The following is a 25,910-nucleotide window of genomic DNA, read 5'->3' as shown; positions in this document are numbered from 1 at the left end:
TTGATTTCCGTCAAATCGCAGATCCGCAAGTAAGCATATACTTACTTTGTGCCGCAATGGCCGGTCAAATGCAGGAGAAGGACATGACCAAGCAGACGCCGATCCGGGCTGCCGCCGCCTACACCCTACCCATTACCGAAAAGGATGCCCTGCGCACCGCGCTGGCGGAGGCGAACCTGCCGACTTTGCTCATGGTATACACCACCATCCGGCAGGACCGTGCCTATCTGGAAGGTTTCGCGCCCTATCTGACCGGCGCCTATACGGCGGGCGCGCCCTGCGATGTGCCCGAAGCCATGGCGCAGGATCTGCGCGACCGGCTGTTCGCATTGCTCACCGATCCGCACCCGCCGGTCGAACAGCCCATGGATCATGACCTGCTGCGCACCATGATGAGCGTCAGCGTCGGCGAACAGGTCGACCCGACCATCGTCCCCGTCCTCTATGACCAGATGGGTTTCGAACAGGCCGTGCCGCGCAAGGAGCAGCCCGGCCGCCCCTTGCCACCCGCCGGTTTCCGCGTGCTCGTCATCGGCGGCGGCATGACCGGCATCGCCGCCGGGATCAAGCTGGCCGAGGCGGGCTACGATTATTCCATCATAGAGAAGAATGACGAGCTGGGCGGCACCTGGTATGAAAACCGCTATCCCGGCGTCGGCGTCGACACGCCGAGCCATTTCTATTCCTATTCCTTCGAACTGAACCCGGACTGGAGCACCTATCACCCCAAGGGCGGCGAGGTGCAGAATTACCTGACAGGCGTGGCTGACAAGCATGGCGTCCGCGATCATGTCCGCTTCGGCACGTCGGTCGTGGAAGCACGGTGGGACGATGCCCAAGGCCAATGGTCAGTCACGCTGCGCGACGTCAGGACCGGCGCGGAAACGGTCGAAACCGCCCGCGCCGTCATCCTCGCCCATGGCGTGCTCAACCGCTGGTCCATGCCGGCCATTCCTGGGCTCGACGGTTTCAAGGGTATCAAGATGCACACTGCCGGGTGGGATCCGGACGTCGACCTGAAGGGAAAGCGCGTCGCCGTCATCGGTACTGGCGCCAGCGCCGCCCAGCTCGCTCCGGCGATCGCCGATACGGTGTCGGACCTGGTGATCTTCCAGCGGTCCAAGCATTGGGTGCTCAACAGCCCCGAACGCAATGCCGACACGGTGACCGACGGCATCCGCTTCGCCCTGCGCCATATTCCGCATTACAAGGAATGGTATCGCTTCCGCGTCTACTGGTTCACCGGCGACGGCCTCTATGGCAATGTGCTGATGGACGAGAACTGGGGCAACAAGGATGTGTCCATTTCCGCCCAGAATGATGCGGCGCGCAGCTACGCCCTCTCCTACATCCAGGACAAGCTGAAGAACCGGCCCGACCTTCTGGAAAAGATGGTTCCCGACTATCCGATTTTCGGCAAGCGCATCGTTCTGGACGCCGAGGGCGGCTGGCTCGATACGCTGCTCAAGCCGAATGTGACGCTGGAAACCGGGGCGATCGACCATGTCGATGATCATGCGATCGTGATGAAGAATGGCGATCGCTATGAGGTCGACGTGATCGCGCTGGCCACCGGCTTCGAACTGACGCCCGCGCTCGGACCGCTCAAGGTCTATGGCCGGAACGGCGCAGACCTGGCGGCGGCGTGGGGCAAGGACGACGCGCGCGCCTATCTGGGCGTGATGGCGCCCGACTATCCCAATTTCTTCCTGACATTGGGGCCCAACAGCGCACCCAACCACGCGGCGGGTGTCAACATGGTGCTGGAAGCCCAGATCCATTTCATCATCGAGGCGATGGACATGGTGGTCGCATCCGGGGCCAGTGCGATCGAGCCGACCACCCGGGCCTATCTGGACTGGAACGCCAAGGTCGAACACCAGATGCAGCACATGATCTGGTCGCATCCCAAGGCGAAGAGCTATTATCTCAACAGCAAGGGGCGCAACTTCGTGTCATGCCCCTTCAAGCTGGCCGACTATTGGAACTGGACCCGTACGCCCGATACGAAGGCGATGCAGATTTCCTGACGCTACACGGCGCGGGCCGGCATGCTATGTCCGGCCCGCCCCTACGCTGTGACCGGTCGCTATCAGGCCAGTTCGCCCCGGTGCATCGCTTCGGCCCGCGCCTTGAGTGCCCGCGCGCTGTCGTTGAACGCCCGCGTCACCCAGGGGCCGCAGAAACGCATGACGTGGATGCCATTGGGGCCGGTGAAGGCATCGGTCGACTGATACCGGCATTTGTCCGGGCCGAGCGGGTCGATCATCTGGTCGCGCCGCGCGGGATAGGGCCAGGCTTCATTGTCGGGCAATTCCCACGACAGCAAACGTCCCGGCTCGAAGGCGCAGACATATTCGCAATTTGGAGCCAGTGACCCGGGGTTGGCGTAATTTACCAGGCGCATGTAAACGGGGGCGCCCATCTCCAGCGTTGATTGCGCCCAAACGCAAAAGGGATTCCATTCGCCGTAACGCGGCATGTCAGTCAGGATATTCCAAACGACCATAGCCGGCGCGTCGATCTCAATCGGGTCGGATGCGACCAGAATGTCGCGATCATAGATCGCGAACGGGTCATACCGGTCTGCAACGGCGGCTTCCATGATAATTCTCCTCTCCTTGCGCCGGATCGATCGTCCAGCGCCACATGATGCGGCCTACACGCCCCCTCGTCCCGCCCATGCGGAACTTGCGACAACGGGCGTGATCCGCCATTGTCGAAAACCTATCATTCCACCCGCTCACGTCAACCAAGGTGAGCAGGACGATTGAATTTCAAATCCGCATATATCGGCTTGACCCCGGTGCGCTCTTGGCCAATGCAGCGTCTGGAAATTGCGTGGATACGCACTTGCCTATCTGGCGACAGACCGGGGCGGGAGAGAGCATGACAGAGAATTTCGATTTCATTATCATTGGCGCGGGTTCTGCCGGATGTGTCCTGGCCGGCCGACTTTCCGAAAATCCCGCCCATCGCGTCCTGTTGATCGAGGCGGGCGGCAGCGACCGGAGCGTTTTCATCCAGGCGCCCGGGGGCCTGTTGCCCATCATGTATCGCGGCATGTTCCAGTGGATGCATGTCAGCGTGCCCCAGAAACATGCCGGAGACCGGCCGATGTACACGCCACGGGGCAAGGTTCTGGGCGGCTCCTCCTCCATCAACGGCATGGTCTACGATCGCGGTGCCGCCGCAGACTATGACGGCTGGCGCCAGCTGGGCAATGAAGGCTGGAGCTATGACGACGTGCTCCCCTATTTCAAGAAGCTGGAGGATTTTCAGCCGGGCGGCGAGGAGGGCTATCATGGCAAGGGCGGCCCCGTGCTGGTCACGCGCCCCGGGATCGAAAATCCGCTGGCGATGGCGTTTCGCGATTCCGCGATAGCGGCGGGCGTGCCCTATAATGACGATCCTAGCGGGTCGAAGCGCGAAGGCGTGATGCCGGCCGACGTCACGGCGTCGCGGGGCCGCCGATGGAGCGCGGCGCGCGCCTATCTCAAGCCTGCGCGCGGTCGGTCGAACCTGAAGGTTATAACCGGCGCGCATGTCGAACGGGTCATCGTCGAGAATGGGCGCGCAACCGGCGTTGCCTGGCGGCGCGGCGGGCGACTGGAACAGGCCGGCGCGACTCGCGAGGTCATCGTTTCCGCCGGGGCCATCCATTCCCCGTGGATTTTGATGCTGTCAGGCATCGGCGCCGGCGACCATCTTGGCGAGGTCGGTGTGCCGCTGGTCCATCACCTGCCGGGCGTCGGGCAAAATTACCGCGATCATGTGGCGATCAGCGTCAAGCAATATTGCACCCAGCCGGTGTCGCTCTTCAACGTGTTCCATCCATGGGTGGCGACCAAGGCAGTCGCCAACTTCCTGCTTTTCAGCAAAGGTCCGCTCGCGCGCCCGCCCGCCGAGATCGGCGCCTATCTGCGCACCATGCCCGGCGCGGAAACGCCCGATGTGAAGGTGCATTTCGCGATGGCACTTTATGAGGCGATGGGTCGCAAGCTGATCATGGATCACGGCTATTTCGCGCATATCGACCTGCTGAACCCGGAAAGCGTCGGGGAAATCAAGCTGACCGGGGCCGATCCGTCCGCGCCGCTGTCGATTGACCCTAATATCCTGTCGACCGCCAACGACATGGCCATGGGCCGGGCCGCGATCCGCGCGGTCCGCAATATATTCGCGCAGGCTCCGTTCGATCCTTTCCGCGGCGAGGAACTGGCGCCGGGCGCCGCCATTCAGTCGGACGACGAACTGGACGCCTATCTGCGCGCGACCGCAATATCGGACATCCATGCGGTCGGCACCTGCCGCATGGGCCATGATCCGATGGCGGTGGTCGATCCGCAGCTGCGGGTTCACGGGATCGCCGGCCTGCGTGTGGTCGATGCCTCCGTCATGCCGCGTGTTCCGGGCGGCAATACCAATGTCCCCACAATGATGGTTGCGGAAAAGGCAGCGGACATGATCCTGCGCAATTGAGACATATAAATAAAGGAGAGAGCATGTCGTTCTCGAAGGCCAGCCCCGCCTATGCGCTTTACATCCTGCTGCTGCTGCTTGCGATCAACGCGCTCAGCTATGCGGACCGGCATGTGTTTTCCGTCCTTATTCCGTCGATAAAGGCGGAATTTGGCGCGACCGATTCCCTTCTCGGCCTGATCGGCGGACCCGGTTTCATCGTAAGCTACGTGCTCTTCAGCATGCCGCTCGCCCGGCTCGCGGACCGCTGGTCCCGGCGCGGCGTGCTCGCGCTATCGGCAACCCTATGGAGCGCGGCTACGGCCGCATGCGGCGCTGCCGGCAGCCTGGTACAGCTGGGCATGGCGCGGCTGGTCGTCGGCGTAGGCGAGGCTGGCGGCCTGCCGCCGGGACAGTCGATGCTGTCCGACCTTTATGACGAACGCCGTCGATCCGGCGCGATGGGCATATTGTCGTCTGCAACATATTTCGGCGTCGTGCTGGGGCTTACGGGCGGCGCCGCGGTCGGCGCCCTTTGGGGATGGCGCGCGGCGTTCTACACGCTTGCCCTGCCCGGCTTCCCGCTTGCGCTGCTGCTGTGGGCAACCGGCCCGCGCAGGGCGAAGGCCGCGGCGCCGGCACCTCCCTCGAGCGAAAATGGAAAAGACCGCGAAAGCATGATCGTCGCCATGCGGCGGTTCTGGGCGATCCCGTCGTTGCGGCTTCTGGCCGTGGCCGTGGGCACTTTCAACATCTTCGGCTATGCCGCCGCCGTGTGGAAACCGGCCTTCTTCATGCGGTCGCATGGCATGACGATGGTGGAAGCTGGTGCATGGCTCGGCATCGGCGCGGCAATCGGCGGGATCACCGGCAGCATGCTGAGCGGCTTCATCGTCGACACGCTGCGCCAAAGGGGCGAGGTGTGGCAGTTGCGGGTGCCCGCAATTGCTTTCCTGCTCGCCTTCCCCCTCTTCATGATCATGTATCTTCTGCCCGGCGGCGCGGCCGTAACCATCGGCGGCTTTCGCGTTCCGGGGGTTGCCCTGTTGTCGGTGCTGACGGGCATGATGTCGGCGATGTGGGCCGGCCCGTCGTTCGGCGCGGCGGCCCGCCTGGTGGCACCCGATCAGAGAGCGCAGGCAGTCGCCATGCTGGTCGTCATCATCAACGTCATCGGCAGTGCACTCGGGCCTGTGCTGGGCGGCGGCGTGAGCGATCTGCTGATGGGACAATTCGGCCAGGAATCGCTGCGCATGGCCCTGATGGCCATGTCGATCCTGACCGTGGCCGGCGGCCTGCTGTTCTGGCGGGCGGCGGTGCATTACCCGCGCGACCTGCTGGCCCGGCAAGCCGGCTAGGCAGCGGCGTCCGGCACGAGTAAGTGTTCGCTGACGAACAATACGAATCCGGCGCGCGGGAACAGGCGGAGAGGCGAATGACGGAAATGCGGTTCGACGACAGGGTGGCAATCGTGACGGGAGCCGGCGGAGGCCTGGGCAAGGCCTACGCAACGCTTCTGGCCGCACGTGGCGCGAAGGTGCTGGTGAACGACCTGGGCGGCTCTTTCCAGGGCGAAGGCCGGGACGCCGGTTACGCGCAGGCCGCAGCGCAGGAGATACGCGACGCTGGCGGCATTGCCGAGGCAAATGGCGACACGGTCGCCACGGCGGAAGGCGCGCGCGCAATCGTCGCCGACGCGATGCATCGCTGGGGCCGGGTCGACATCCTGGTCAACAATGCCGGGATCGTCAGTGCATCGGGCACGGTGTCGACCGTGACCGACGAACAATGGACCAACGACATGGCGGTTTCGGCCGGCGGCACATTCTATCTTTGCCGGGCGGTGTGGGACGGGATGCTGCAACGCGACTATGGCCGCATCGTCAATATCTCGTCCGGATCCTGGTTCGGAATGGGAAGCGCCGTTCCCTATCCCGCGGCCAAAGGAGCCGTCTGGGCCATGACCCGCGGCCTGGCATCCGCGACCCGGGCATCGGGCCGCAACGTCAGGATCAATGCGGTGATGCCGATCGCCGGCAGCCGCATGACACAATTGATGGGGCCGGAGATTCACGGCCTTATGGAACGCGATTTCCCCGCCCGCGCGGTCGCACCGGTGGTTGCGATGCTGGCGCATGAGGATGCGCCCTGCAATGGCGAGATGTTCACCGCAGGCGGCGGAGGCTATACGCGCGTCTTCGCCGGCGTAACCCGGGGCTATCGCGCGGCCGACAAGGACTGGACGCCCGAAGCGGCGTTGGGCCAGTTCGATACCGTCATGGACACGACCGGTTTCCACATCCCGGAAGGGTCCATGGATGAAGCGGCACTTTACCAGTCGGAGGTGCCGTGGTCGGCGTTCAAAGCCTTCATTCAATAAACGCAAATGGAGAATATCAGCAAAATGACCGGACGTTTAGAGGATAAGGTCGCCATCGTGACGGGCGGCGCGCGCGGCATGGGTGCGGCAACCAGCCGACTTTTCGCCCGCGAAGGCGCCAGGGTCGTCATTGCCGACCTGCTGGAGGAAGAAGGCACCGCGCTTGCGCAGGAACTGGGCGATAACGCGCTGTATCAGCGGCTGGACGTTGCCGACGAGGCAAGCTGGATAGCGCTGGTCGAAACCGTCATGTCGCGTCACGGCCGGATCGACGCACTGGTGAACAATGCCGCGATCGTCGCCTTCGCCCCCATCGTGGAATTGTCCGCCGACCTGATCGACCGGGTCCTTGCGGTCAACGTCAAGGGCGCAATGCTCGGCCTGAAGCATGTCGGCGGAAAAATGTGTGCTGCCGGGCGCGGCGCCATCGTCAATATCTCTTCGGTCGACGGGATGCGCGGCGTCAATTCGCTCTCGCTCTACAGCAGCTCCAAATGGGCCGTGCGCGGCCTGACCAAGAGCGCGGCGCTGGAATTCGGTCCTCTGGGCGTCCGCGTCAACTCCGTGCATCCCGGCGGCGTCAACACCGTCATGGGCAATCCACAGAATCTGGAGGGGACGGCCAAGAATGTCGGTTACGAGCGGGTTCCCCTGCAACGGATCGGCGAGCCCGAGGAAATCGCGGCGGCAAGCCTGTTCCTGTGTTCCGACGAGGCAAGCTACATCGCCGGCGCCGAATTGTCCGTCGATGGCGGCTGGGCTGCGGGCTATTATCATCATTACCTGCCCGGCGCGCCCGCTTCGCTGACGTCGATCTGACACGCCCCATCCTTTTTGCGGAGATCACAGGATGACTGAAGAAGAAAAGATCTTTTCCGGCGGCGTCGCCGTCATCACCGGCGCGGGTGCCGGTATCGGCATGGGCCTGGCGCGACGCTGCGGCGAGATCGGCATGACGGTGGTCGTTACCGACATCGACAAGGCCAAGGCAGACAAGGTAGCCGCTGAAATCGTCGCGAAGGGCGGAAAAGCCGAGTCGATCCATGTCGACGTGTCCAAGCCCGAGGCACTCGACGCGCTGGCGCAGGACGTGTTTGATCGCCATGGCGAGGTCCGCCTGCTGATCAACAATGCCGGCATCGAAACCATCGGCTATGTCTGGGAAATTCCGGTAGACCGCTGGGAAAAGACGCTGAACGTCAATATCCACGGCGTCGTCCACGGCGTGCGCGCTTTCGTGCCGCACATGCTGCGCGTCGGCAAGGAGGCATGGATCGCCAACCTCGCGTCCATCGGGTCGTTCGGCATCATGCCGACCCAGACCGCCTACATGATCAGCAAGCACGCGATCCAGTCGTTCAGCGAATGCCTCTATCTGGAAATGCAGGTGAAAAAGGCGCCCATCAACGTCTGCTCGATCATCCCGGGCATGCTCAAGACCAGCATCTTCGACGCCGACCAGGGCGAAGGCGAACCCGACAGTTCGGCCCAGCATCGCGCCACGATGGCGCATATGATGGCAAGCTATGGCATGGATCTGGACGAAGGCTGCCGCCGCTTCGTCGAGGGTCTGGCAGCGCGCAAATTCTGGATTTCAAGCCAGCCCGACATGACCGACCAGTCCGTTGCGGGGCGCATCGCCTTTTTCCAGAGCCAGGAAGCGCCCGTGCTCCATGACGCGGCGAAGTCACTACTGGGCCTGGCCGACTGAAACCCTGCCGGCGGCGGAGGCTAGCCTCCACCGCCGGACGGTCAGGCTCTGGCCGCCTCTTCCTTGACGATTTCCAGGAATAGCGGCCGTTCCCCGCCGCCATGTACTTCCAGCCGCGCGCCGCTGACATAGGCGGCGTCGTCCGATCCCAGGAAGGCGACCGCCGCCGCGATATCCGTGCCGCGCCCCATGCGGGCAAGCGGCAGCGACGCGGCGATACGGTCCTGTGCCGTGGCGCTGCCATATGTCATTTCCGACTGTTCGGTCTCGATCAGCCCGACGATGATCGCATTGACGCGCACGTCCGGTCCCCATTCCTGGGCAAGGCTGGTGGTCAGGCTGAGCAGGCCCGCCTTCGCGGCGCCATAGATTGCGGTGTCGGGCGAGGGACGCATACCCGAAACGCTGGCGATGTTGACGATGGATCCTCGATTGGCCTTCAGATGCGGATAGGCGGCCTGCGAAACATACAACGGCGCGAGCAGGTTGAGTTGCAGGATGCGTTCGGAAAATCGCGGGCTGGCGGTTGCGGCATCCGCCTGGGGCGAACCACCGGCATTGTTCACCACCAGATCGATCCGTCCGTTGCGCGCGGCAATCCCTTCGATCCAGGCAGCCACCGCAGCCGGGTCGCGAATATCGCACGCCTCGAATCCCACCTTGCGGCCGCCTGCCTCGATCGCGCGCTCGGGCGGTGTGCGACCGCAGGTTTCGACCGCATAGCCGTCTTCCAGCAGGCGCCGCGCAATTGCCGCGCCGATGCCTCGCGTGCCACCCGTGACCAGTGCGACCTTGCCCGACCCTGTCTTGCTCACTCCCGATCCTTTCCTGCTAGATCACCCGCGCACAGCGGATCATGGATCGCCCATCGCGCGGAACGGGGGCGAAGTCCACCGCGCTGATGGGGCTTTACGGCTTTTCGCAGTAATATTGTGGATTCCTGCGCGACGAGCGCATAATGTGAGTTAAATAGGCAAATTTGCGTAAATCCCAAGGAGAGAGATGGATGAGCTACACCCTTCAGCAATTGAGCGACATGGAAGATATCCGCACGCTCAAGCATCGCTATTTCCGGGGCATCGATACTGCCGACATGGCCTTGCTGGACACGCTGTTCACCCAGGACGTCACCGTCGATTACCGGGGCGGCAACTATCGGGTTCGCCTTGCCGGGCGCGACGATATGCTCGAATTCCTCGCCAACAGCTTCCATTCCGGCGCCGTTGCCATGCATCACGGCCACATGCCGGAAATTACGCTGACCGGTGACGATACGGCCGAGGGCATCTGGTATCTGGAGGATATCTTCATCAATCTGGAAGGGCGCACCCACACGATCGGAAGCGCCATCTATCGTGACCAGTATCTCCGGGAAGATGGCGCCTGGCGAATCGCGAGGACGGAATATGACCGCGTGTTCGAAATGATCCGCCCGCTGGCGGACAATGCGCAGATCACGTCCCATCATCTGGCGAAAGTCGGGCGCAAACCTGACCAGCGAACGGCGATCGATCATCTGATCGAATGGGAGGCCGCCTGAACGGTCGCTCCCCGCGACACGGCGTAGCACGACCCGGATGACCAGCGACGCGCCTTTTCTGGACCTGGTCGAACGGCTCTACGGCGGCCTGACGCATACGCCGCCGTGGGAAGATTTCCTCCGGGCGCTTGCCGATGCCACCGGAGCGACATTCGCGACGCTGATCATCGGGCGCGGCCGAAGGATCGATGCCCATGTTACGCCGGGCGTCGATCCCGGACGCGTGCAGGCCTATCGCCAGCTGTCGCAGACCGATCCGTTCGTCGGCCTGCCCGAAGGACGGGTCGTGTCGTTCCGCGATTTCGTGCAGCACGTCCCTGCGCGTTTCCGGGACTTCATGGACCTGTCGCGCACCGGACAAATCCTGGGCGTCGACCTTCAGCGGGAACCGGACATCTATGTGCGCCTGCGCGTCACCCGCGATCATAGCAGGCCTGACTTCGCCGACGGCGAAACCGCCCTGATCGAACGACTGATTCCGCATCTGCGGATCGCGCTGGATCTGCACGCGCGGCTGACCACCACCCAGGCCGAAAGCCAGTTGTTCGGCAGCGCGATGGCCGACCTTGCCGTCGCAACCCTTATCCTCGATCGCGAAGGGCGCATCCTGCGTCGCAATGCGATGGCCGAACGCATGATGAAGGAGGACGGGACCCTGTATGAACGGGGCGGCAAGATCGAATTCACGACGCAGGGTGCCACCGCGCTGATCGCGCGCCTGCTGGCCACGCCTCCCGCGCCGGGCGAGGAATGCCAGATCGAACTGGCAGGGGCACAAGGTCCTCCGCTCCACGCCAGGGCGAAAGCCGTTCCCTCGTCTGCTTACGGTGATGGCGCATGGCTCGCCCTGTTTCTGGCGGACGGTGCCCCGCCCCCCGGTCCCAGCGCGGACATGCTGCGCGACCGATTCCAGCTTACACGGGCGGAGGCAGCGCTGGCACTGCTGCTTGCGCAGGGCCGTGCGCTGACGGACGCGGCCAAGGCGCTGGACATCGCCTATAATACGGCGCGATCGCATCTGCGCGCGATCTTCGCTAAGACCGGAACCCATCGTCAGGTGGAACTCGTCACCTTGCTTCGGTCGGCCGGGACCACCGCCATCATCTGATCCAATTGGAGGATGTGGGGCATCATAGGTGGTTCTAGCCTCAAGCTATTCCGATAAGGAGCAGGAGAGGCCGACGTGAAATTCTCGATCATTTACGAAGCGCAGATGGTGGACACATCGCGCGAACATGAGCAGCAGGTGTTCCGCGACATGGTGGAACAATGCCTTTACGCCGAAAAGATGGGCTTCGACACCATCTGGGCGGTCGAACATACCGCGCTCACCCAATATGCCCACATGTCCGCGCCGGAAACCTTCCTGGCCTTCATCGCCGGCAGGACGAGCCGGATCGGCATCGGCCATGGCGTCGTGTGCCTGCCGCCGGCGATGAACCACCCCGTCAAGGTCGCCGAACGTATCGCGATGCTCGATATATTGTCCGACGGCCGGGTCCATTTCGGCATGGGCAAGGGCGGCACCCAGCAAGAAGCGGGCACCTTCGGCTACGACATGGCCGACCTGCCCCCGATGATCGAGGAGAGCATGTATCTCATCCCCAAGATCCTGAAGGACGGGGAGGTCGAACATGACGGCCGATTCGTGAAAATCCCCAAGCGGCCCATCCATCCCAGCCCGCTTCAGGACCCTCACCCGCCCCTCTACATGGCCTGCACGAAGCCGGAGACGCTGGTCGCCGCCGGATCGCGCGGCATCGGCGCGCTCGTCATGGGCTTTGCGGGTCCGGAAAATATCGCGGAAAAGAACGCCGCCTATCGCGAGGCCTTCCGGACGCGCTCGCCCGAAACGCAGGTCGGCTTCCGTCCCACAGAGCATCTGGCCGCCCTGTGCCCGGCCGTGGTGCTGGACGACCGGCGCAAGGCGCGGCAGATCGGCCTGCGCGGCCAGCGCTTCTTCGTCGAGTCGATCGGCTACTGGTATTCCGGCGGCGAAAAGCCCACCGCGCAGGACCTGACGCCGGAAGAGAATGAGGCTGCGCTACAGCAAGGCAAGGAACAGATTGTCGCCTACCTCTCCTCCGAGAAGATCGCGGTGACCGATGCGTCGACCAATATCTTCAATGTCGCGCCCGATGCCTATGGCACGGCGGACGACTGCATCAACTATGTGACGCAGCTGTTCGACGCCGGTGCCGACGAAATCCTCTTCATGTTCCAGATGGGTGACATTCCCCATGAGATCATCATGGAGACGATCCGAAATATCGGAGAAAAGGTGATCCCGCACTTTCGCAATCAGGCCGCCATGGCAGCCGAATAGATAAGGGGGCTGGCCGGGCGAGGAACATGTGTCCCGCCCGGTCTCTTTTCCCGGGTTCTGCCCGGACGATCGCCGCTCAGGAATGCGGTCAGGCGACCTTTGCGGTCACCAGGAACGGGCGCAGATAGGCGTCCATGCCTTCAATGCCGCCTTCCGATCCCATACCGCTGTCGCCCACGCCTCCGAACGGCGTTTCCGGCATGGCCATCGCGAAATGGTTGATGCCCAGCATTCCGGATTCGATGCCGGCGACGATCTTGCGTTCCGTGCTCATGCTGTTGGTGAAGGCATAGGCGGCAAGGCCGTAGGGAAGCCGGTTCGCTTCCACCAGCGCCGCGTCGATGTCGTCGACCGGCATAACCAGCATCAGCGGGCCGAAGGGTTCCTCGTTCATCGCAGCCATCGTCGGGTTCATGCCCGAAAGGATTGTCGGCTCGAAGAAATAGCCGGCATTGCCGATCCTCGAACCGCCGGTTTCAACCTTGGCGCCGTGCTGGACCGCGTCGGCCGCAAGGGATTCGATCTTCGACAATTGTCCGGCGGTCGACAGCGGGCCCATTTGCGTGGCGGCGTCCATACCATCACCCACCTTGAGCTTTTTCGCCGCTTCCGCGACCCCCGCGACGAAATCGGCATAGAGCGGCCGTTCGACCAGGAAGCGTGTGGGCGAGACGCACACCTGCCCTGCGTTGCGAAACTTGAATTCGGCCGAAAGGGGAACGACCGTGTCCAGATCGGCGTCGCGCGCAACGATCACCGGATTGTGGCCGCCCAGTTCCATGGTCACCTTCTTAAGATGCTGGCCCGCCGCGCTTGCCAGAATGCGCCCGACCCGCGTCGACCCGGTCAATGTCACCTTGTGAATTTCCGGCGCTGCGCACAGTGTCGATGAAATCGCTGCCGGGTCGCCCCAGATAACGCTCAATGCCTTGCCCGGCACGCCCGCCGCCAGCAGCGCGCGCACGATGCGCCAGCCCGCGCTCGGCGTTTCCTCGGCGGGCTTGAGCACCACCGAACAGCCTGCGGCCAGAGCCGGAGCGACTTTCTGCATCGGTGTCCACGCAGGGAAGTTCCACGGCGTGAATGCCGCGACGGGTCCGACCGGGCGACGATGGACGGCCCAGCGCATGTCCGGCGCGCGGGTCGGAATCAGTCGGCCGTAGGCGCGCCTTCCCTCCTCCGCATACCAGTCGAGCAGATCGGCGGACGCCATCCATTCCGCACGCGCCTGCACCAGCGGCTTGCCACCCTCCCGCGTCATCTCCACGGCGGCCTCGTCGGCCTCCGCACGCATCTGCTCGGCCGCACGACGCATGATCTTGCTGCGGTCGAAGGCGGACATGGCCGACCACAGTTCGAAACCCTCGACCGACAGGCGGGCCGCTTCGCTCGCTTCTTCCGCGCCGCAACTGGGCGGCTCGCAGATGGTCTCGCCGGTCGCGGGGTTCACCAACGCACGCCTACCCAGCGAGGCGGTATCGCGTTCCACACCGTCGATGATCGGACGGGGCATCGTCTGGGTCATGGCTTTGGGTATCCTCTGCTCTGGCGGGAGCGGCGCTATAATGCGCGCACATGTTGTAGCTGATCGACTTAGCGGCGACGACCGGGGGCGGGCAACCGATTCTTGACTGCTATCGCCATGCAGTTCAGGCGGCGCGGATGAAATCTACGGTCGGGGCGTGCCGATCTGCGATGCGCAGGCCGCCGAGCACGTCCGCCCAATAGCTTTCCGAACCGTCGGACAGCCGCCAGCCATGCAGCCGCCGGGTCAGCAATTGCAGGTCATATTCCTCGCTGATGCCGATCGCGCCATGGACCGCGTGGGCGATGGCGGAAACCTGGCCTGCGGCAAGGCTGGCGCCATGCTTGGCGATGGCCGCATCCAGCATGCGCGGGAACAGGCCGGATCGCGCACCGATGGCAGCGGCAATGCGGGCCGCCACCGCCTGCTCGGCGAGCACGGAAAGCTGCTGCTGCACCGCCTGCTGCTTGCCGATAGGCTTGCCGAACTGCGTGCGTTCGTTGGCATAGGCGACGGTCATATCCATCACGCGCCCGGCAGCGCCGGAAATCAGAAGCGCTCGGATGATCGCGGCGACAGGACGCAACACCGCACCGTCCAAGCCGGATATATAGGCGTCGACATCATGATGCACGCCGGTCGCCTGTCCCCGGGCATCGGTCAGCACGGGGGCCTGTGGTGTGCCCGACAGGATGTGCGCGGCCACTGCACCGAAAGGCGCCGGGCCGGTGCCCGTCGCGATCGCGACGGGGCCGGCGGGAATTTCGAGGCCTGCGCCGGCCAGAATGGCACGGGCGACCATCGTGTCGGCCACTGGCAAGGGAACGGCATGGGCGCCCAGCAGCGCTATCAGCGGCGCGACATCGGCCAGCGACAGGCTGGCGCCACCCAATTCCTCGGCAACCAGCGCATCCAGAAAACCGGAGTCGGTGAAGGCAGCCCACATCGGGGCGGTGTTACCGCCTTCCTCGATGGCGCGGATGGCGGCGGGCGTGCAGACATCCTCGATCAGGCGGGCGAAGGGATCGATCAGTTCGGACATGTCCATGGAAAATCTCCCTTCAGCGCAAACCAAGACCACGGGCGATGATGCCGCGCAAAATCTCGCGCGTACCGCCACGCAGTGAAAAGCTGGGTGCGATATGGGTCACGTAGAGCAGCGTGCGATAGAGTTCAGGGTCGATCGGTTCGTCCGGATGGGCGGCCAGATCGTCGCCGATCAGCACCGGCACATCCTGTTCCAGGCTGGTGCCGAGATCCTTCATCAGCGACGCTTCGACCACCGGGCTTTCGCCCGCCACCAGCCGCGCGGTGACGGCGAGCGACATTTCGCGCAGGACCGCGTGCCGCGCCGTCAGCGATCCCAGCAGGCGGAGCGTCGCGCTGTCCTTGCGACCGACTGCATCGAGATGGCGCACCCATGCATCGAGCAGAACGACCGAGGAATAAACGCGTTCGGGGCCCGACCGCTCAAACGCGAGTTCGGCGGTAACCTGCTTCCAGCCCTGCCCTTCCTGACCGATCAATGCGTCCGGCGCGAGACGGACGTCCTCGAAGAATACTTCGGCGAAATGCGCGTCGCCGGTCAAGTCGACGATCGGGCGGATGGTGATGCCGGGCAGCTTGAGGTCCACGATCAGCTGCGACAGGCCCTGTTGCCGGTCGGCGGTGGTGCCGGACGTGCGGACCAGCGCGATCATGTAGTCGCTGTGCATCGCGTTGGTGGTCCAGATCTTCTGCCCGTTGAGCAGCCAGCCGCCGTCGTCCTGCCGTTCGGCACGGGAACGGACGGAGGCAAGGTCGGACCCCGAACCCGGCTCGCTCATGCCGATGCAGAACAGCGCCTCGCCCTTCGAGATGCGCGGCAGGTAGAATTGGCGCTGTTCCTCGGTACCATAATGCAGGATCAGCGGACCGCTCTGGCGGTCGGCGATCCAGTGCCCGGCGACCGGAGCGCCGGCCGACAGCAATTCCTCGACCACCACGAAGCGGGTGAAGGGTCCGCGCCCAACGCCGCCATATTCCTTGGGCAACGACAGGCCGAGATATCCCGCCTGTCCCAGCTTGCGGCTGAAGGCCGCGTCGAAGCCCTGCCAGGAACGGGCCCGGCGATGGACAGGCGTGTCGGCAATCGCCTCGTGGATCAGTGCGCGCAACGCCGGGCGCAGCGCTTCATCCTCGGGAGGCAGGGTGGACAGGGTCAGGGTCTCGAACAAACCGAACCTCGCAAATCTGATACATTCGAACCAATGAAGCGAGCTGTCTGTCGCCTATCCCATTGCGTGTCCAATATCGAATTGACTTTAATCGATACAAATCAACTATCGGAAGCGATGGACGCGAAATTGCGGGCGAGCGGACTGTCAGACCCGCGCGGAAGCGCGACGCCGGTTTCGATCGCGACGCGATCTGCCAGTCGAACCAGCCGCACGCCCTGGGGCATCGATCCCGCCGCGCGCGATGGCACCAGTGCCACGCCCAGACCGGATCGCACCAGCGCGAGCACCGCATTGAGCTGGGCGGCTTCCTGGGCGACCGTGGGAACAAATCCCGCTGCGTGGCAGGCGTTGAGCGTCACCGAATGCAACACACTGATGCCGCTTTGCAGGATGAAGGGTTCGTCGGCCAAGGCCCGCAACGACACGCTGTCCGCACTCGCCAGCGGGCTGGCGTCGTGCACGGCCACGTGCATTTCATCCGGATCGATCACTGTCGTATCGACCGCCGCCATCTCGGTCAGCGGCAGGCGGACGAGCCCGACATCCAGCGTTCCGGCCACCAGCTGGCGGGCGATGTCCACGCTGGTTGCCTCTTCCAGCACCAGTTCGACCGCCGGATAACGGCGGCGATATTCGGGAATGATGCGGGGCAGGAGTTCGAAGGTCGCCGATCCCACGAAGCCGACGCGCAGCCGGCCTCGCTCGCCGGTCGCCCCCTCTCGCGCGGATTCGCGGAACCGCTCCGCCTGGGCCAGCGTCGCGGCGGCGGCCTCCAGCGAAGCCTGTCCCGCGGGCGTCAGCGTCACGCCACGGGTCCCGCGCACGAACAGCAGGGTGCCCAGCTCATCCTCCAGCTTGCGGATCGCAACCGTGAGCGGAGGTTGCGACATGTTCAGCCGTTCCGCCGCGCGGTGGAAGTTCCGGGTTTCGGCAAGCGTCACGAAATAGCGTAGCTGTCGCAGCTCCATGATAGTTCCTGTGTATCAATTGAACCTAAAACGATATTAGCGCACCCGGGTCGCCGCGCCTAGGGTCCTCAGCCGCATCCATGCCCTAGCCAATGGAGATTCCGGTTTGGACCCATTCCTTCTCGTCGAGCGCGACGGCCCCGTCGTCATTGCCCGTTTCAATCGCCCCGATGAGCGCAACACCATTACTGAGGTCGCCCAGAGCGAGGAAATCGTCGATTTCTGCAAGGCCATGGCGCGCGACACGTCGGTTCGCGCGATCGTGCTGACCGGCAATGGCAAGGCGTTCAGCGCAGGCGGCAACGTCAAATATATGGCCGAACGCAGCGGGATGTTCAGCGGCACGCCCTATGAAATCCGCAACGCGTATCGCACCAGCGTGCAGATGATAGGCCCCGCCATCAACGAACTGGAAGTGCCGGTCGTCGCGGCTATCAATGGTCCGGCCATCGGTCTTGGCCTTGACATCGCGTGCATGTGCGACATCCGCCTGATGGCGGACAACGCCGTGGTAGCGGAAAGCTATGTCAAACTGGGCATCATTCCGGGCGGCGGCGGCGGCTGGTTGCTGCCCCGGCTCATCGGACCGCAACGGGCGAACCTGATGACGCTGACGGGCGACGCGATCAATGCTGCGACCGCGCTGGACTACGGGCTGGTCGCCGAAGTGCTGCCCGCCGACGCGCTGATGCCCCGCGCGGTGGAACTGGCGACGAAGATCGCCGCCAATCCGGGTCATGCCACCCGCATGGCGAAGCGGCTGATGCGCGAGGGCGCACGCATGTCCCTGCCGACCCTGCTGGAAATGGCGGCCGCTTATCAGGCGGCGGCACATCACACGGAGGATCATCACGAAGCCATCGCCGCCTTCCTGGGCAAGCGCCCGCCGGAGTTCAAGGACAAGTGAGCGATACGCCGACCAAGCCGACCGGACCGCTGGCAGGCCTTCGCGTCCTGGACCTGTCGCGCGTGCTCGCCGGTCCATGGTCGACGCAGATACTGGGCGACCTGGGCGCCGAGGTGATCAAGGTCGAGCAGCCCGGGCAGGGCGACGACACACGCCGATGGGGACCGCCCTTCCTGGATGACGGGTCGAAGGACGCGGCCTATTATCTGTGCGCCAACCGCAACAAGCAGTCGGTGGCGATCAATCTCGCGGACCCGCGCGGTGCCGAACTGATCCGCCGGATCGCACTGGAATCGGACATAGTGGTCGAAAATTTCCGCGTCGGCGGGCTGGACAAATATGGCTTGGACTATGCGTCGCTCTCAGCGATCAATCCGAAGCTCATCTATTGCTCGATCACCGGCTTCGGGCAGGATGGCCCGTACAAGGACCGTGGCGGATATGATTTCCTGATCCAGGGCATGAGCGGGCTCATGTCGATCAACGGGCGCAAGGATGGCGAGCCGGGCGAAGGCCCGATGAAGGTCGGCATCCCGATCAGCGATCTGGTGACCGGCCTGTATGCGTCCATCTCCATCCTCGCGGCGCTGGCGCATCGTGACCGTTGCGGCGAAGGACAGCATATCGACATGGCCCTGCTCGACACGCAGGTGTCGCTGCTGGCCAATCAGGCGTCCAATTATCTGAACGGCGGCATGATCCCCCGCCGCCTGGGCAACGAGCATCCCAATACCGTTCCCTATCAGGATTTTGCCTGCGCCGACGGCGACATATTGGTGGCGCTTGGCAACGACCGCCAGTTCCGAAGTTTTTGCGACCTGATCGGCCGGCCCGACCTGCCCGACGACCCGCGCTTCGTCGACAATGGGCACCGTTCCCCCAACCGTCAGGCGTTGCAGGATGAATTGCGGCCGGCGATCGCCCGATGGAAGTCGGATGATCTGATCGCCGCGATGGAGGCGGCAAAACTCCCCGGTGGCCGGGTGAATGAGATTCCCGATATTCTTGCCGACCCGCAGATCGCCGCGCGCGGCGTTGTCCGCGATATGGTCCGGTCCGACGGAACGCCGGTCAAGGTGCTGGGCTATCCGGGCAAATTCTCCCGCACGCCGGCCGATTATCGCCGCGCGCCGCCCCGGTCCGGCGAAGATACCCGCGCCGTGCTGGGCGATCTGCTACACCTGGACGAGGCGGAAGTGGCGGCACTGGTCGACGCTGGCGTCGTCGCGGAAAAACTGCATTGAATTTTGTTTCGGTCCGGCCGGGCCAGAGGAATTGAGAGGAAAAGAGCATGACCAAGAAAGTCGGCTTCATCGGACTGGGCGCCATGGGTCTGCCCATGTCCTCGAACATGCAGCGCAAGGGTTTTGCCGTTACCGTCTATGACATCGACGACGCGAAGATGGACAAGGTCGCCGCGCTGGGCGCGACCAAGGCCGGAAGCGTCGCCGAAGCGAGCCGCGGCCAGGACATCGTCATCACCGTGCTGCCCGCCACCCAGCATGTCGAGGCGGTGGTGCTGGGCGAGGACGGAGTGCTGGCGAATATCGACGACGGCGCCTTGTTGATGGACCTTTCCACCATCGACGCCAAGGGCACCGATCGCGTCGCGGCAGCCTGCAAGGCCAAGGGCATCGCTTTCGTCGACGCGCCGATCGGGCGGCTGGCGCTGCACGCGGAAAAGGGCGAATCCCTGTTCATGGTCGGCGCCGAGGACGAGGATTTCGCCCGCGTCGAACCCGCGCTTAACGCCATGGGCACCACCATCTACCGTTGCGGCAAGCCCGGCATGGGCAGCCGGATGAAGGTGATCAACAATTTCATGCTGCTGTCGACTTCGCAGATCGTGGCGGAATCGATCGCGCTCGGGACGAAACTGGGGCTCGACATCCAGACCATCCACGACGTGACCGGCGGCACCACCGCGCGCAACGGCCAGTTTCACGTGCTGATGGTCAACAAGGTGCTGAAGGGCGACGTGGAACCGGGCTTCACTATCGACCTGGCATTCAAGGACCTGACGCTCGCCATGAACGCGGCGGCGGAAAACCGCGTCGGATTGCCGATGGGGTCGGCCGCCCATGCCGTGTTCGGCGGCGCGCGCGCGGGCGACTATGCGACCAAGGATTATTCCGCGCTGCTTGACTATGCCTGCCACAATGCCGGAGTAGAACCTCCACGAATGGATTGACCATCAGGAGAGCAAATGACCGATCGGCTGGCGCGCAGACGGATCATCGTCATCGGATCGGCGACCGGGATCGGTGCTGCCACCGTCCGGCGTCTGATGTCGGAAGGTGCGCATGTCTGCGCGGCCGACATCAACGTCAAGCGGGCAGAGGCGCTGGCGCAGGAGATTGGCGGCAACATTTTCGCCTTGCACATCGACATCGCCGATGAAGCATCGGTCACCGCCGCGATCACCGAAGCGGTGCAACGACTGGGCGGGCTGGACGGCGTGCACGTCAATGCCGCCGACATGCGCCAGCTATTGCATGACAGCACCGCCATTGACGTCGACCTGGCCGTGTTCGACCGCACCATCGCGGTCAATCTGCGCGGGCATCTGCTCTGCACCCGCGCCGTCTTGCCTCACCTGCTTGCCGGCGGATCGGGCGCGATCGTTTACACCAGTTCGGACGCGGCCGACTGGGGTGAGCCGGTCCGCCCCTGCTATGCCATGGCCAAAAGCGGCCTGAACGCCCTGATGCGCCATGTATCGGCCGCCTATGGCAAGCAGGGCATCACCGCCAATTGCATTGCCCCCGGCTTTACCGTGACGCCGGAAATGGCAGACCATGGGATCACCGACCTGACCATGGACCATTTCCTGGGCCTGGGGCACAGCCCCCGTGTCGGCGAGGCGGAGGATCAGGCCGCGATGGTGGCCCACCTTCTTTCGAGCGACGGGCGCTGGATCACCGGACAGGTCTATCATGTCAATGGCGGGCAGATGCTGTGACGACGACGCCCGCGCTGATCGCCACCTGCTGGACCACCGCCGGTAACGTCCGTCCCGATCGGCCGGACAATCTTGGCCGCTTCCCGCTGGAGCAGCGGATCGAGGCGGCGGCCCGGGCGGGCTATACCGGCAGCGGCTTCTGGCTGGGCGACCTGCTGGCCTGGCGTGAGGGCGGCAAGGATTATGCAGTACTGCGCCGTCATCTGCGCGATGCGGGGCAATCGCTGGTGGAACTGGAGTTCCTGTCCGACTGGTATGCCACAGGCGAACGGCGCGCGCGATCGGACGCAGCCCGCGCTGCATTGTTCGAGGCGGCGGACGCGCTGGGCGCACGCCATATCAAGGTGATGCCTCCCTTCCTGCCGGGCGATCCGCAAGGCCCTGCCCTCGCCGACGCCTTCGCCGCCCTGTGCGAAGAGGCGGGCGGCCACGGCCTGAAGATCGGCCTGGAGATGCTGCCCTTTTCGACCATGCCGAACCTTGCCAGCGCGCTCGCCATGGTCGCGGCGGCCGACACGCCCAATGGCGGGCTGCTCATCGACATATGGCATGTGGTACGATCGGGCAGTGCGGTCAACGAAGTGGCGAATGTGCCGGCGCAATTCATCATATCAGTCGAACTGTGCGACGCGATGACCGTCATGCGGGGCAGCATCACCGAAGACACGATGTGTCATCGCCGCCTGTGCGGGGAGGGAGAGTTCGACGTACCCGGCTTTATCGCCGCGCTCGGCCGGGCAGGCTATGACGGACCCTATGGCGTCGAAATCCTGTCGGACGAGTTCCGTACATTGCCGCTGGACGATGCGGCACTGCGCAGTTTTTCGACAAGCAGCGCCCAGTTCTGAGAGCCTGTTGTTGACCGGCCTGCCCTGGACCGTCATGGCGGCGCTCCCCTTGGAATGACTCCGGCATGGCAATGACGATTATTGGCGCGCTGTTCCCGGTTTTCGGGCTGATCCTGACCGGCTATGTGTGCGGGCGGTACGACATATTGGGTGACCGCGCGTTCGAGGTGCTGAACCGCTTTGTCATCGCTATCACCCTTCCGATCCTGACCTTCCGGTCCATCGCCCATATGGACCCGCGCAGCCTGGCGGTGCCGGTGATGATCCTGGCCGTGACCGCCGGAGCACTCACAACCTATGCGCTTGGTTTTGCGGTCGAACGGCGGTTCGGGCGTCCGACCGGCGAGGCGAACATCGCTGCGCTGTGCGCCTGTTTCAGCAATACCGGCTTCATTGGCCTGCCCGTTGCCATGCTTGCCTTCGGGCGCGATAGCGCGGCACCCGTGGCCGTGACGATGCTGATCTATTCCGCCATCGTCTTTACCGTCGGCCTTATCATGAGCGAAGTGAGCCTGGCGCAGGCGCATGGCACGACGACCGGGGTGAAGCTGGCCGCACGTTCGGTGATCCGCAGCCCTCTCATCCTGCTGGCCCTGGCGGGCGTCGCCTGGTCGGTCCTGGGCCTGCCGCTGTCCGGCCCGGCCGACATGCTGCTGGCGACACTGGCGCAGGCGACCGCGCCCTGCGCGCTGACCGCCATCGGCATCTTCATCGCCCTGCCCCGCCGCAACGCCGCGCCCGGGCCGATCGGGCGGGTCGTTACGCTGAAGCTGATCGGCCAGCCGCTCATCACCGCCGGCTTCCTGCTGTTGCTGCCGCCCATTCCGCCGCTATGGGCGAAAGTCGCCATCCTGATGGCGGCGATGCCATGCGGCGCGTCCAGTTTCGTCCTTGCCGGCAAGGCCGGGCGGTGGGCGATGGAACTGAGCGCCTGGGCGGTGACGCTGACGACCAGCCTCGCGTCGCTGACACTCATCGGCGTGCTGTGGAGTCTGGGCTGACCGGCTTTTCACGAGATTCTGCATATCCGGTCGAAGACCTGTTCCCCGTTTTGTCAAATCGTCTTACTGTCCGCATCGAAACGCGCCCGCCGGCTGGCGGGGCATTAGGAGACAGATGTGACATCCCACGCAATTGTGACAGGCGCCGCCGGCATACTCGGCCAGGCCGTTACCAGGACCTTACGGGCGGCAGGTTATGTCGTGACCGGCATCGACCGCGCCCCCGACGCCGGCGCCAGCGACGGCGGCTCCTATCGGGGCGATGTCGACCTGACCGACCCGCATGCCGCACGCGCTGCCATCGAAGCGGCGGTCGCGGAAAACGGACCGGCCGCGGCGCTGGTAAATGTCGCGGGTACATTTCGTTGGGAAACCGTGGGCGACGGGGATGTCGCGACTTGGTCCCTATTGTTCGACGTCAATCTGCGCACCGCCGTCAACGCCGTGCGCGCCGCCTTGCCATCCTTGCGCGACGGTGGCGGCGCCATCGTCAATATCGGCGCAGCCGGTGCGATCAAGGCAGCTGCGGGGATGGGCGCCTATGCCGCGAGCAAGGCCGGCGTCGCCAAGCTGACCGAAGCCCTGGCCGAGGAGGAAAAGGACAGGGGCGTACGCGTCAACGCAGTGCTGCCATCGATCATAGACACGCCGGCGAACCGCACTGACATGGCAGATGCCGATTTCAGTCGCTGGGTGACCCCCGACGCCGTTGCGAGCGTCGTGGCTTTCCTGCTGTCCGACGGCGCGTCAGCGGTCACTGGCGCCTGCGTGCCGGTCACCGGTCGTTGCTGACCGACCGCCGTTCAGCCTTCGTCGGTGCAGGGCGTGATCTTGGCCACGCCAGGCTCATATTTGAGGTTATGGACCGATATGCCGGTTTCGACGCGCTGCACGCCAGGCAAAGTGCGAATCTGATTGGCGATAATGTCGTTGAGCTGTTCGATATTGGTGAACAATCCCATGGCCAGAAGACTGAAGCGGCCGAGCAGCACGACGACGCAGTTGATTTCCGGCATCTCGCGCAATGCTTCGGCCAGCGCCGGGACGTGCGCGGGGTCGGCATCGATGCCGAGCATGCACAGGTTGGGCGATCCCGCCATGCGGAAATCCCTGACCACGGTAAACTGTATCAGGCCTTCCCCCTGGAGCCGCTTGATGCGCGTCCGAATGGTGCCTTCGGTGACGCCCAGGTCCGCGGCGATGGCTCGGTTGGAGATGCGCGCGTCGCGGGCGAGTTTCTCGACGATTTTCTGGTCGAGCTGATCCAGCCGCTTGCTCTTCGTACTGCTCATAGCGGTGCCACATTGAATTCGAATTTCAGGATGTCGGCGGCGATCCCTGCCTCGATATGGGCGACACCGTCGACGCGCGCGATATGATCGTAAAGAAAATGCTGAATATCGGAAAAATCGTGCAGGGCGACCAGCAATTCCAGATCGGTCCTGCCGTTCATGACATTGACGCTCAGCACCTCCGGCAGTGCGGCGAGATCTCGGCCGACGTCCGACAATCCGCGCCCCTGCACCTTCACGCCAAGGGCGATAATCACATTATATCCCAGCGCTGCAAAGTCGGTGACCGCAACGACCCGCATCGCACGAGCATCCTCCATTTTCTGGAGGCGCGCCGAAACCGTCGCGGCGGTAACCGACAATTTCTTGGCGATATCCTGATTGGTCGCTCGCCCGTCGGTCCGCAATATCTCGATAATGCTCGCGTCAAGAGCATCCAATGACGGAGCCGCCATCGGCCGCCCACTTCTGATCTGCATTCCGCCCCCGCCTCCCTGCTGGTCGAAGAGACATAGCGCGGGGAGTCGGAGAGCACCAGACACTATGCACCGGCAGGGTGACAACTCGGTTTCAATCCACGAAATATGGAGATGATTGCACGAAAAAAACCGTGAATCGGATAAGGTACTTTTCTTTCATCATCGCAATGCGTAACGCCTAGGGGCACCCATGGAAGGGGCCGTCGTGACGATGGCGATATGCGCCGACCGCGCCAGGCGCCCTTCAGACAGGTGAAATGGACAACGGTTCGCCCGTCCGGGACGAACCCCAGCAGGAGACAGCCATGCTTTCGAAAGTGACGCTCGCCAATACCGATATGTCCGTCAGCACCCTTTGCTACGGCACCAACATGCTCGGCTGGAACATCGATCAGGAGCGGTCGAACGCGATCCTCGACACCTTCGCCGGACTGGGCGGCAACTTCATCGATACGGCGCGGTCCTATGGCGACTGGATGCCGGACGCGCCCAAGGGTGCGAGCGAACGTGCTATCGGCGCCTGGCTGAAGGGCAAGGCCCGCGAGGATTTCGTGATCGCGACCAAGGGCGGCCATTTCGACATGCGCGCCGGCGATTATCGCAACCGCGTCAACCCCAAGGATGTCGAAAGCGATCTGAACGAGAGCCTGGATCATCTGGGCGTCGATACGATCGACCTTTACTGGCTGCACATGGACAATCCGGAAACGCCCGTCGCCGAACTCATCGATTTTCTGAACGCTGCCAAGGATTCGGGCAAGATCCGCTGGTTCGGCGCGTCCAACTGGACCGACACGCGCGTGCTGGAAGCCAATGCCTATGCCCAGGCGAACGACAAGACCGGCTTCGTAGCGATCGAACCTTTCTGGGGCCTGGGCAAGCCGAACGAAGCGAATGCCGGCCAGCAGGGCTATCAGCTCTATTTCGAGGATCATGGCAGCGCGCTCAAGGATGCCGGCCTTGCCGTCATTCCCTATTGCAGCCAGAGCCGCGGCTATTTCGGCATGCTCGAAAAGGGCGAGGACGCCGTGTCCGACGCGCTCAAGAGCTTCTATGACAATCCCGCAAACAAGTCGCGCTTCGAAGCGGCCAAGACGGTCGCAGCGCGCCATGGCGTTTCGGTGTCGGAAGTCGCGCTCGCCTATCTGGTCAACCAGCCGGGTCAGGTGATCCCGATCTTCGGCGCGTCGAGCCCGGCGCGGATCGAGGAGAGCGTGAAGGCCGCGAGCCTGAAGCTCAGCGCCGACGAACTGGCGGAACTCCAGGTCGGCTGAACATTCGGACGGGGCGC

Annotated in this window: 25 protein-coding genes; 17 read left to right on the top strand and 8 right to left on the bottom strand. The window is 64.0% G+C overall.

The features are described from left to right. Window positions 1-83: 83 nt before the first annotated feature. Window positions 84-2,030 (top strand): NAD(P)/FAD-dependent oxidoreductase, encoded by a 1,947-nt coding sequence (locus J3E64_RS17230; protein ID WP_253344277.1) that lies wholly within the window; start codon window positions 84-86, stop codon window positions 2,028-2,030. 62 nt (window positions 2,031-2,092) lie between these two features. Here J3E64_RS17230 and J3E64_RS17225 read toward each other — a convergent pair whose 3' ends face one another. After that, a complete protein-coding gene (locus tag J3E64_RS17225) occupies window positions 2,093-2,605 on the bottom strand; it encodes an SRPBCC domain-containing protein (RefSeq protein ID WP_253344276.1) in 513 nt (170 codons plus the stop codon). A 284-nt stretch (window positions 2,606-2,889) separates the two neighbouring features. Between J3E64_RS17225 and J3E64_RS17220 the strand changes: the two genes are divergently transcribed. From J3E64_RS17220 to J3E64_RS17200, 5 genes are all read left to right on the top strand, one after another. Next, window positions 2,890-4,482, top strand: coding sequence for a GMC family oxidoreductase (locus tag J3E64_RS17220; protein ID WP_253344275.1), 1,593 nt, complete (start codon window positions 2,890-2,892; stop codon window positions 4,480-4,482). Between the two features lie 23 nt (window positions 4,483-4,505). Then, a complete protein-coding gene (locus tag J3E64_RS17215) occupies window positions 4,506-5,819 on the top strand; it encodes an MFS transporter (protein ID WP_253344274.1) in 1,314 nt (437 codons plus the stop codon). A gap of 77 nt (window positions 5,820-5,896) precedes the next feature. Beyond that, the gene (locus tag J3E64_RS17210; RefSeq protein WP_253344273.1) at window positions 5,897-6,841 is read left to right on the top strand and encodes an SDR family NAD(P)-dependent oxidoreductase; all 945 of its coding nucleotides are present in this window, start codon (window positions 5,897-5,899) and stop codon (window positions 6,839-6,841) included. Window positions 6,842-6,865: 24 nt separating this feature from the next. Beyond that, window positions 6,866-7,660, top strand: a complete 795-nt coding sequence (locus tag J3E64_RS17205; RefSeq protein WP_253344272.1) for an SDR family NAD(P)-dependent oxidoreductase — start codon at window positions 6,866-6,868, stop codon at window positions 7,658-7,660. A gap of 31 nt (window positions 7,661-7,691) precedes the next feature. Next, window positions 7,692-8,552, top strand: coding sequence for an SDR family oxidoreductase (locus J3E64_RS17200; protein WP_253344271.1), 861 nt, complete (start codon window positions 7,692-7,694; stop codon window positions 8,550-8,552). 41 nt (window positions 8,553-8,593) lie between these two features. On the opposite strand, the gene J3E64_RS17195 is transcribed toward J3E64_RS17200, so the two are convergent. Continuing rightward, window positions 8,594-9,367 (bottom strand): SDR family oxidoreductase, encoded by a 774-nt coding sequence (locus J3E64_RS17195; RefSeq protein ID WP_253344270.1) that lies wholly within the window; start codon window positions 9,365-9,367, stop codon window positions 8,594-8,596. 191 nt (window positions 9,368-9,558) lie between these two features. Between J3E64_RS17195 and J3E64_RS17190 the strand changes: the two genes are divergently transcribed. From J3E64_RS17190 to J3E64_RS17180, 3 genes are all read left to right on the top strand, one after another. Then, entirely contained in the window at window positions 9,559-10,092 is a 534-nt protein-coding gene (locus J3E64_RS17190; RefSeq protein WP_253344269.1) for a nuclear transport factor 2 family protein, read from the top strand. Between the two features lie 37 nt (window positions 10,093-10,129). Continuing rightward, a complete protein-coding gene (locus J3E64_RS17185) occupies window positions 10,130-11,200 on the top strand; it encodes a helix-turn-helix transcriptional regulator (protein ID WP_253344268.1) in 1,071 nt (356 codons plus the stop codon). 75 nt (window positions 11,201-11,275) lie between these two features. Beyond that, on the top strand, window positions 11,276-12,418 hold the full coding sequence (locus tag J3E64_RS17180) for an LLM class flavin-dependent oxidoreductase (protein WP_253344267.1): 1,143 nt from the start codon (window positions 11,276-11,278) through the stop codon (window positions 12,416-12,418). A gap of 88 nt (window positions 12,419-12,506) precedes the next feature. Here the strand turns inward: J3E64_RS17180 and J3E64_RS17175 are convergent, their stop codons facing one another. The 4 genes from J3E64_RS17175 to J3E64_RS17160 all read right to left on the bottom strand — a co-directional run bounded on the left by J3E64_RS17175 (window position 12,507) and on the right by J3E64_RS17160 (window position 17,130). Beyond that, the gene (locus J3E64_RS17175; protein ID WP_253344266.1) at window positions 12,507-13,943 is read right to left on the bottom strand and encodes an NAD-dependent succinate-semialdehyde dehydrogenase; all 1,437 of its coding nucleotides are present in this window, start codon (window positions 13,941-13,943) and stop codon (window positions 12,507-12,509) included. Window positions 13,944-14,067: 124 nt separating this feature from the next. Next, window positions 14,068-14,991, bottom strand: a complete 924-nt coding sequence (locus tag J3E64_RS17170; protein ID WP_253344265.1) for an acyl-CoA dehydrogenase family protein — start codon at window positions 14,989-14,991, stop codon at window positions 14,068-14,070. Window positions 14,992-15,004: 13 nt separating this feature from the next. Beyond that, entirely contained in the window at window positions 15,005-16,159 is a 1,155-nt protein-coding gene (locus J3E64_RS17165) for an acyl-CoA dehydrogenase family protein (RefSeq protein WP_253344264.1), read from the bottom strand. 101 nt (window positions 16,160-16,260) lie between these two features. Beyond that, window positions 16,261-17,130 carry a LysR family transcriptional regulator gene (locus J3E64_RS17160; RefSeq protein WP_253344263.1) on the bottom strand — a complete coding sequence of 290 codons (870 nt, stop codon included), beginning with the start codon at window positions 17,128-17,130 and terminating at the stop codon, window positions 16,261-16,263. A gap of 106 nt (window positions 17,131-17,236) precedes the next feature. Here J3E64_RS17160 and J3E64_RS17155 point away from each other — a divergent pair, with 106 nt between their 5' ends. From J3E64_RS17155 to J3E64_RS17125, 7 genes are all read left to right on the top strand, one after another. After that, window positions 17,237-18,037, top strand: coding sequence for a crotonase/enoyl-CoA hydratase family protein (locus J3E64_RS17155; protein WP_253344262.1), 801 nt, complete (start codon window positions 17,237-17,239; stop codon window positions 18,035-18,037). After that, window positions 18,034-19,281, top strand: a complete 1,248-nt coding sequence (locus tag J3E64_RS17150) for a CaiB/BaiF CoA-transferase family protein (protein ID WP_253344261.1) — start codon at window positions 18,034-18,036, stop codon at window positions 19,279-19,281. The genes J3E64_RS17155 and J3E64_RS17150 overlap by 4 nt, the downstream gene beginning before the upstream one ends. A gap of 47 nt (window positions 19,282-19,328) precedes the next feature. Then, a complete protein-coding gene (locus J3E64_RS17145; RefSeq protein ID WP_253344260.1) occupies window positions 19,329-20,228 on the top strand; it encodes an NAD(P)-dependent oxidoreductase in 900 nt (299 codons plus the stop codon). Window positions 20,229-20,243: 15 nt separating this feature from the next. Beyond that, window positions 20,244-20,999: an SDR family NAD(P)-dependent oxidoreductase gene (locus J3E64_RS17140; protein WP_253344259.1), complete on the top strand. Its 756-nt coding sequence runs from the start codon at window positions 20,244-20,246 to the stop codon at window positions 20,997-20,999. Next, the gene (locus J3E64_RS17135) at window positions 20,996-21,847 is read left to right on the top strand and encodes a sugar phosphate isomerase/epimerase (protein WP_253344258.1); all 852 of its coding nucleotides are present in this window, start codon (window positions 20,996-20,998) and stop codon (window positions 21,845-21,847) included. The genes J3E64_RS17140 and J3E64_RS17135 overlap by 4 nt, the downstream gene beginning before the upstream one ends. A gap of 65 nt (window positions 21,848-21,912) precedes the next feature. Continuing rightward, a complete protein-coding gene (locus J3E64_RS17130; protein ID WP_253344257.1) occupies window positions 21,913-22,848 on the top strand; it encodes an AEC family transporter in 936 nt (311 codons plus the stop codon). Between the two features lie 117 nt (window positions 22,849-22,965). Next, window positions 22,966-23,640 carry an SDR family oxidoreductase gene (locus tag J3E64_RS17125; protein WP_253344256.1) on the top strand — a complete coding sequence of 225 codons (675 nt, stop codon included), beginning with the start codon at window positions 22,966-22,968 and terminating at the stop codon, window positions 23,638-23,640. Window positions 23,641-23,651: 11 nt separating this feature from the next. Here J3E64_RS17125 and J3E64_RS17120 read toward each other — a convergent pair whose 3' ends face one another. Together J3E64_RS17120 and J3E64_RS17115 are read right to left on the bottom strand one after the other, a co-directional pair. Beyond that, on the bottom strand, window positions 23,652-24,140 hold the full coding sequence (locus tag J3E64_RS17120; protein ID WP_253344255.1) for an Lrp/AsnC family transcriptional regulator: 489 nt from the start codon (window positions 24,138-24,140) through the stop codon (window positions 23,652-23,654). Continuing rightward, on the bottom strand, window positions 24,137-24,619 hold the full coding sequence (locus J3E64_RS17115; protein ID WP_253344254.1) for an Lrp/AsnC family transcriptional regulator: 483 nt from the start codon (window positions 24,617-24,619) through the stop codon (window positions 24,137-24,139). Before J3E64_RS17115 ends, J3E64_RS17120 begins: the two co-directional genes overlap by 4 nt. 305 nt (window positions 24,620-24,924) lie before the next feature. Here J3E64_RS17115 and J3E64_RS17110 point away from each other — a divergent pair, with 305 nt between their 5' ends. Further along, entirely contained in the window at window positions 24,925-25,893 is a 969-nt protein-coding gene (locus J3E64_RS17110) for an aldo/keto reductase (protein WP_253344253.1), read from the top strand. Window positions 25,894-25,910 lie beyond the last annotated feature (17 nt).

The organism is Sphingobium sp. OAS761, from assembly GCF_024168485.1.
Lineage (GTDB): Bacteria > Pseudomonadota > Alphaproteobacteria > Sphingomonadales > Sphingomonadaceae > Sphingobium.
Note: the sequence above shows the minus strand (reverse complement) of the source record. Positions and strands in the feature narration are given on the sequence as shown.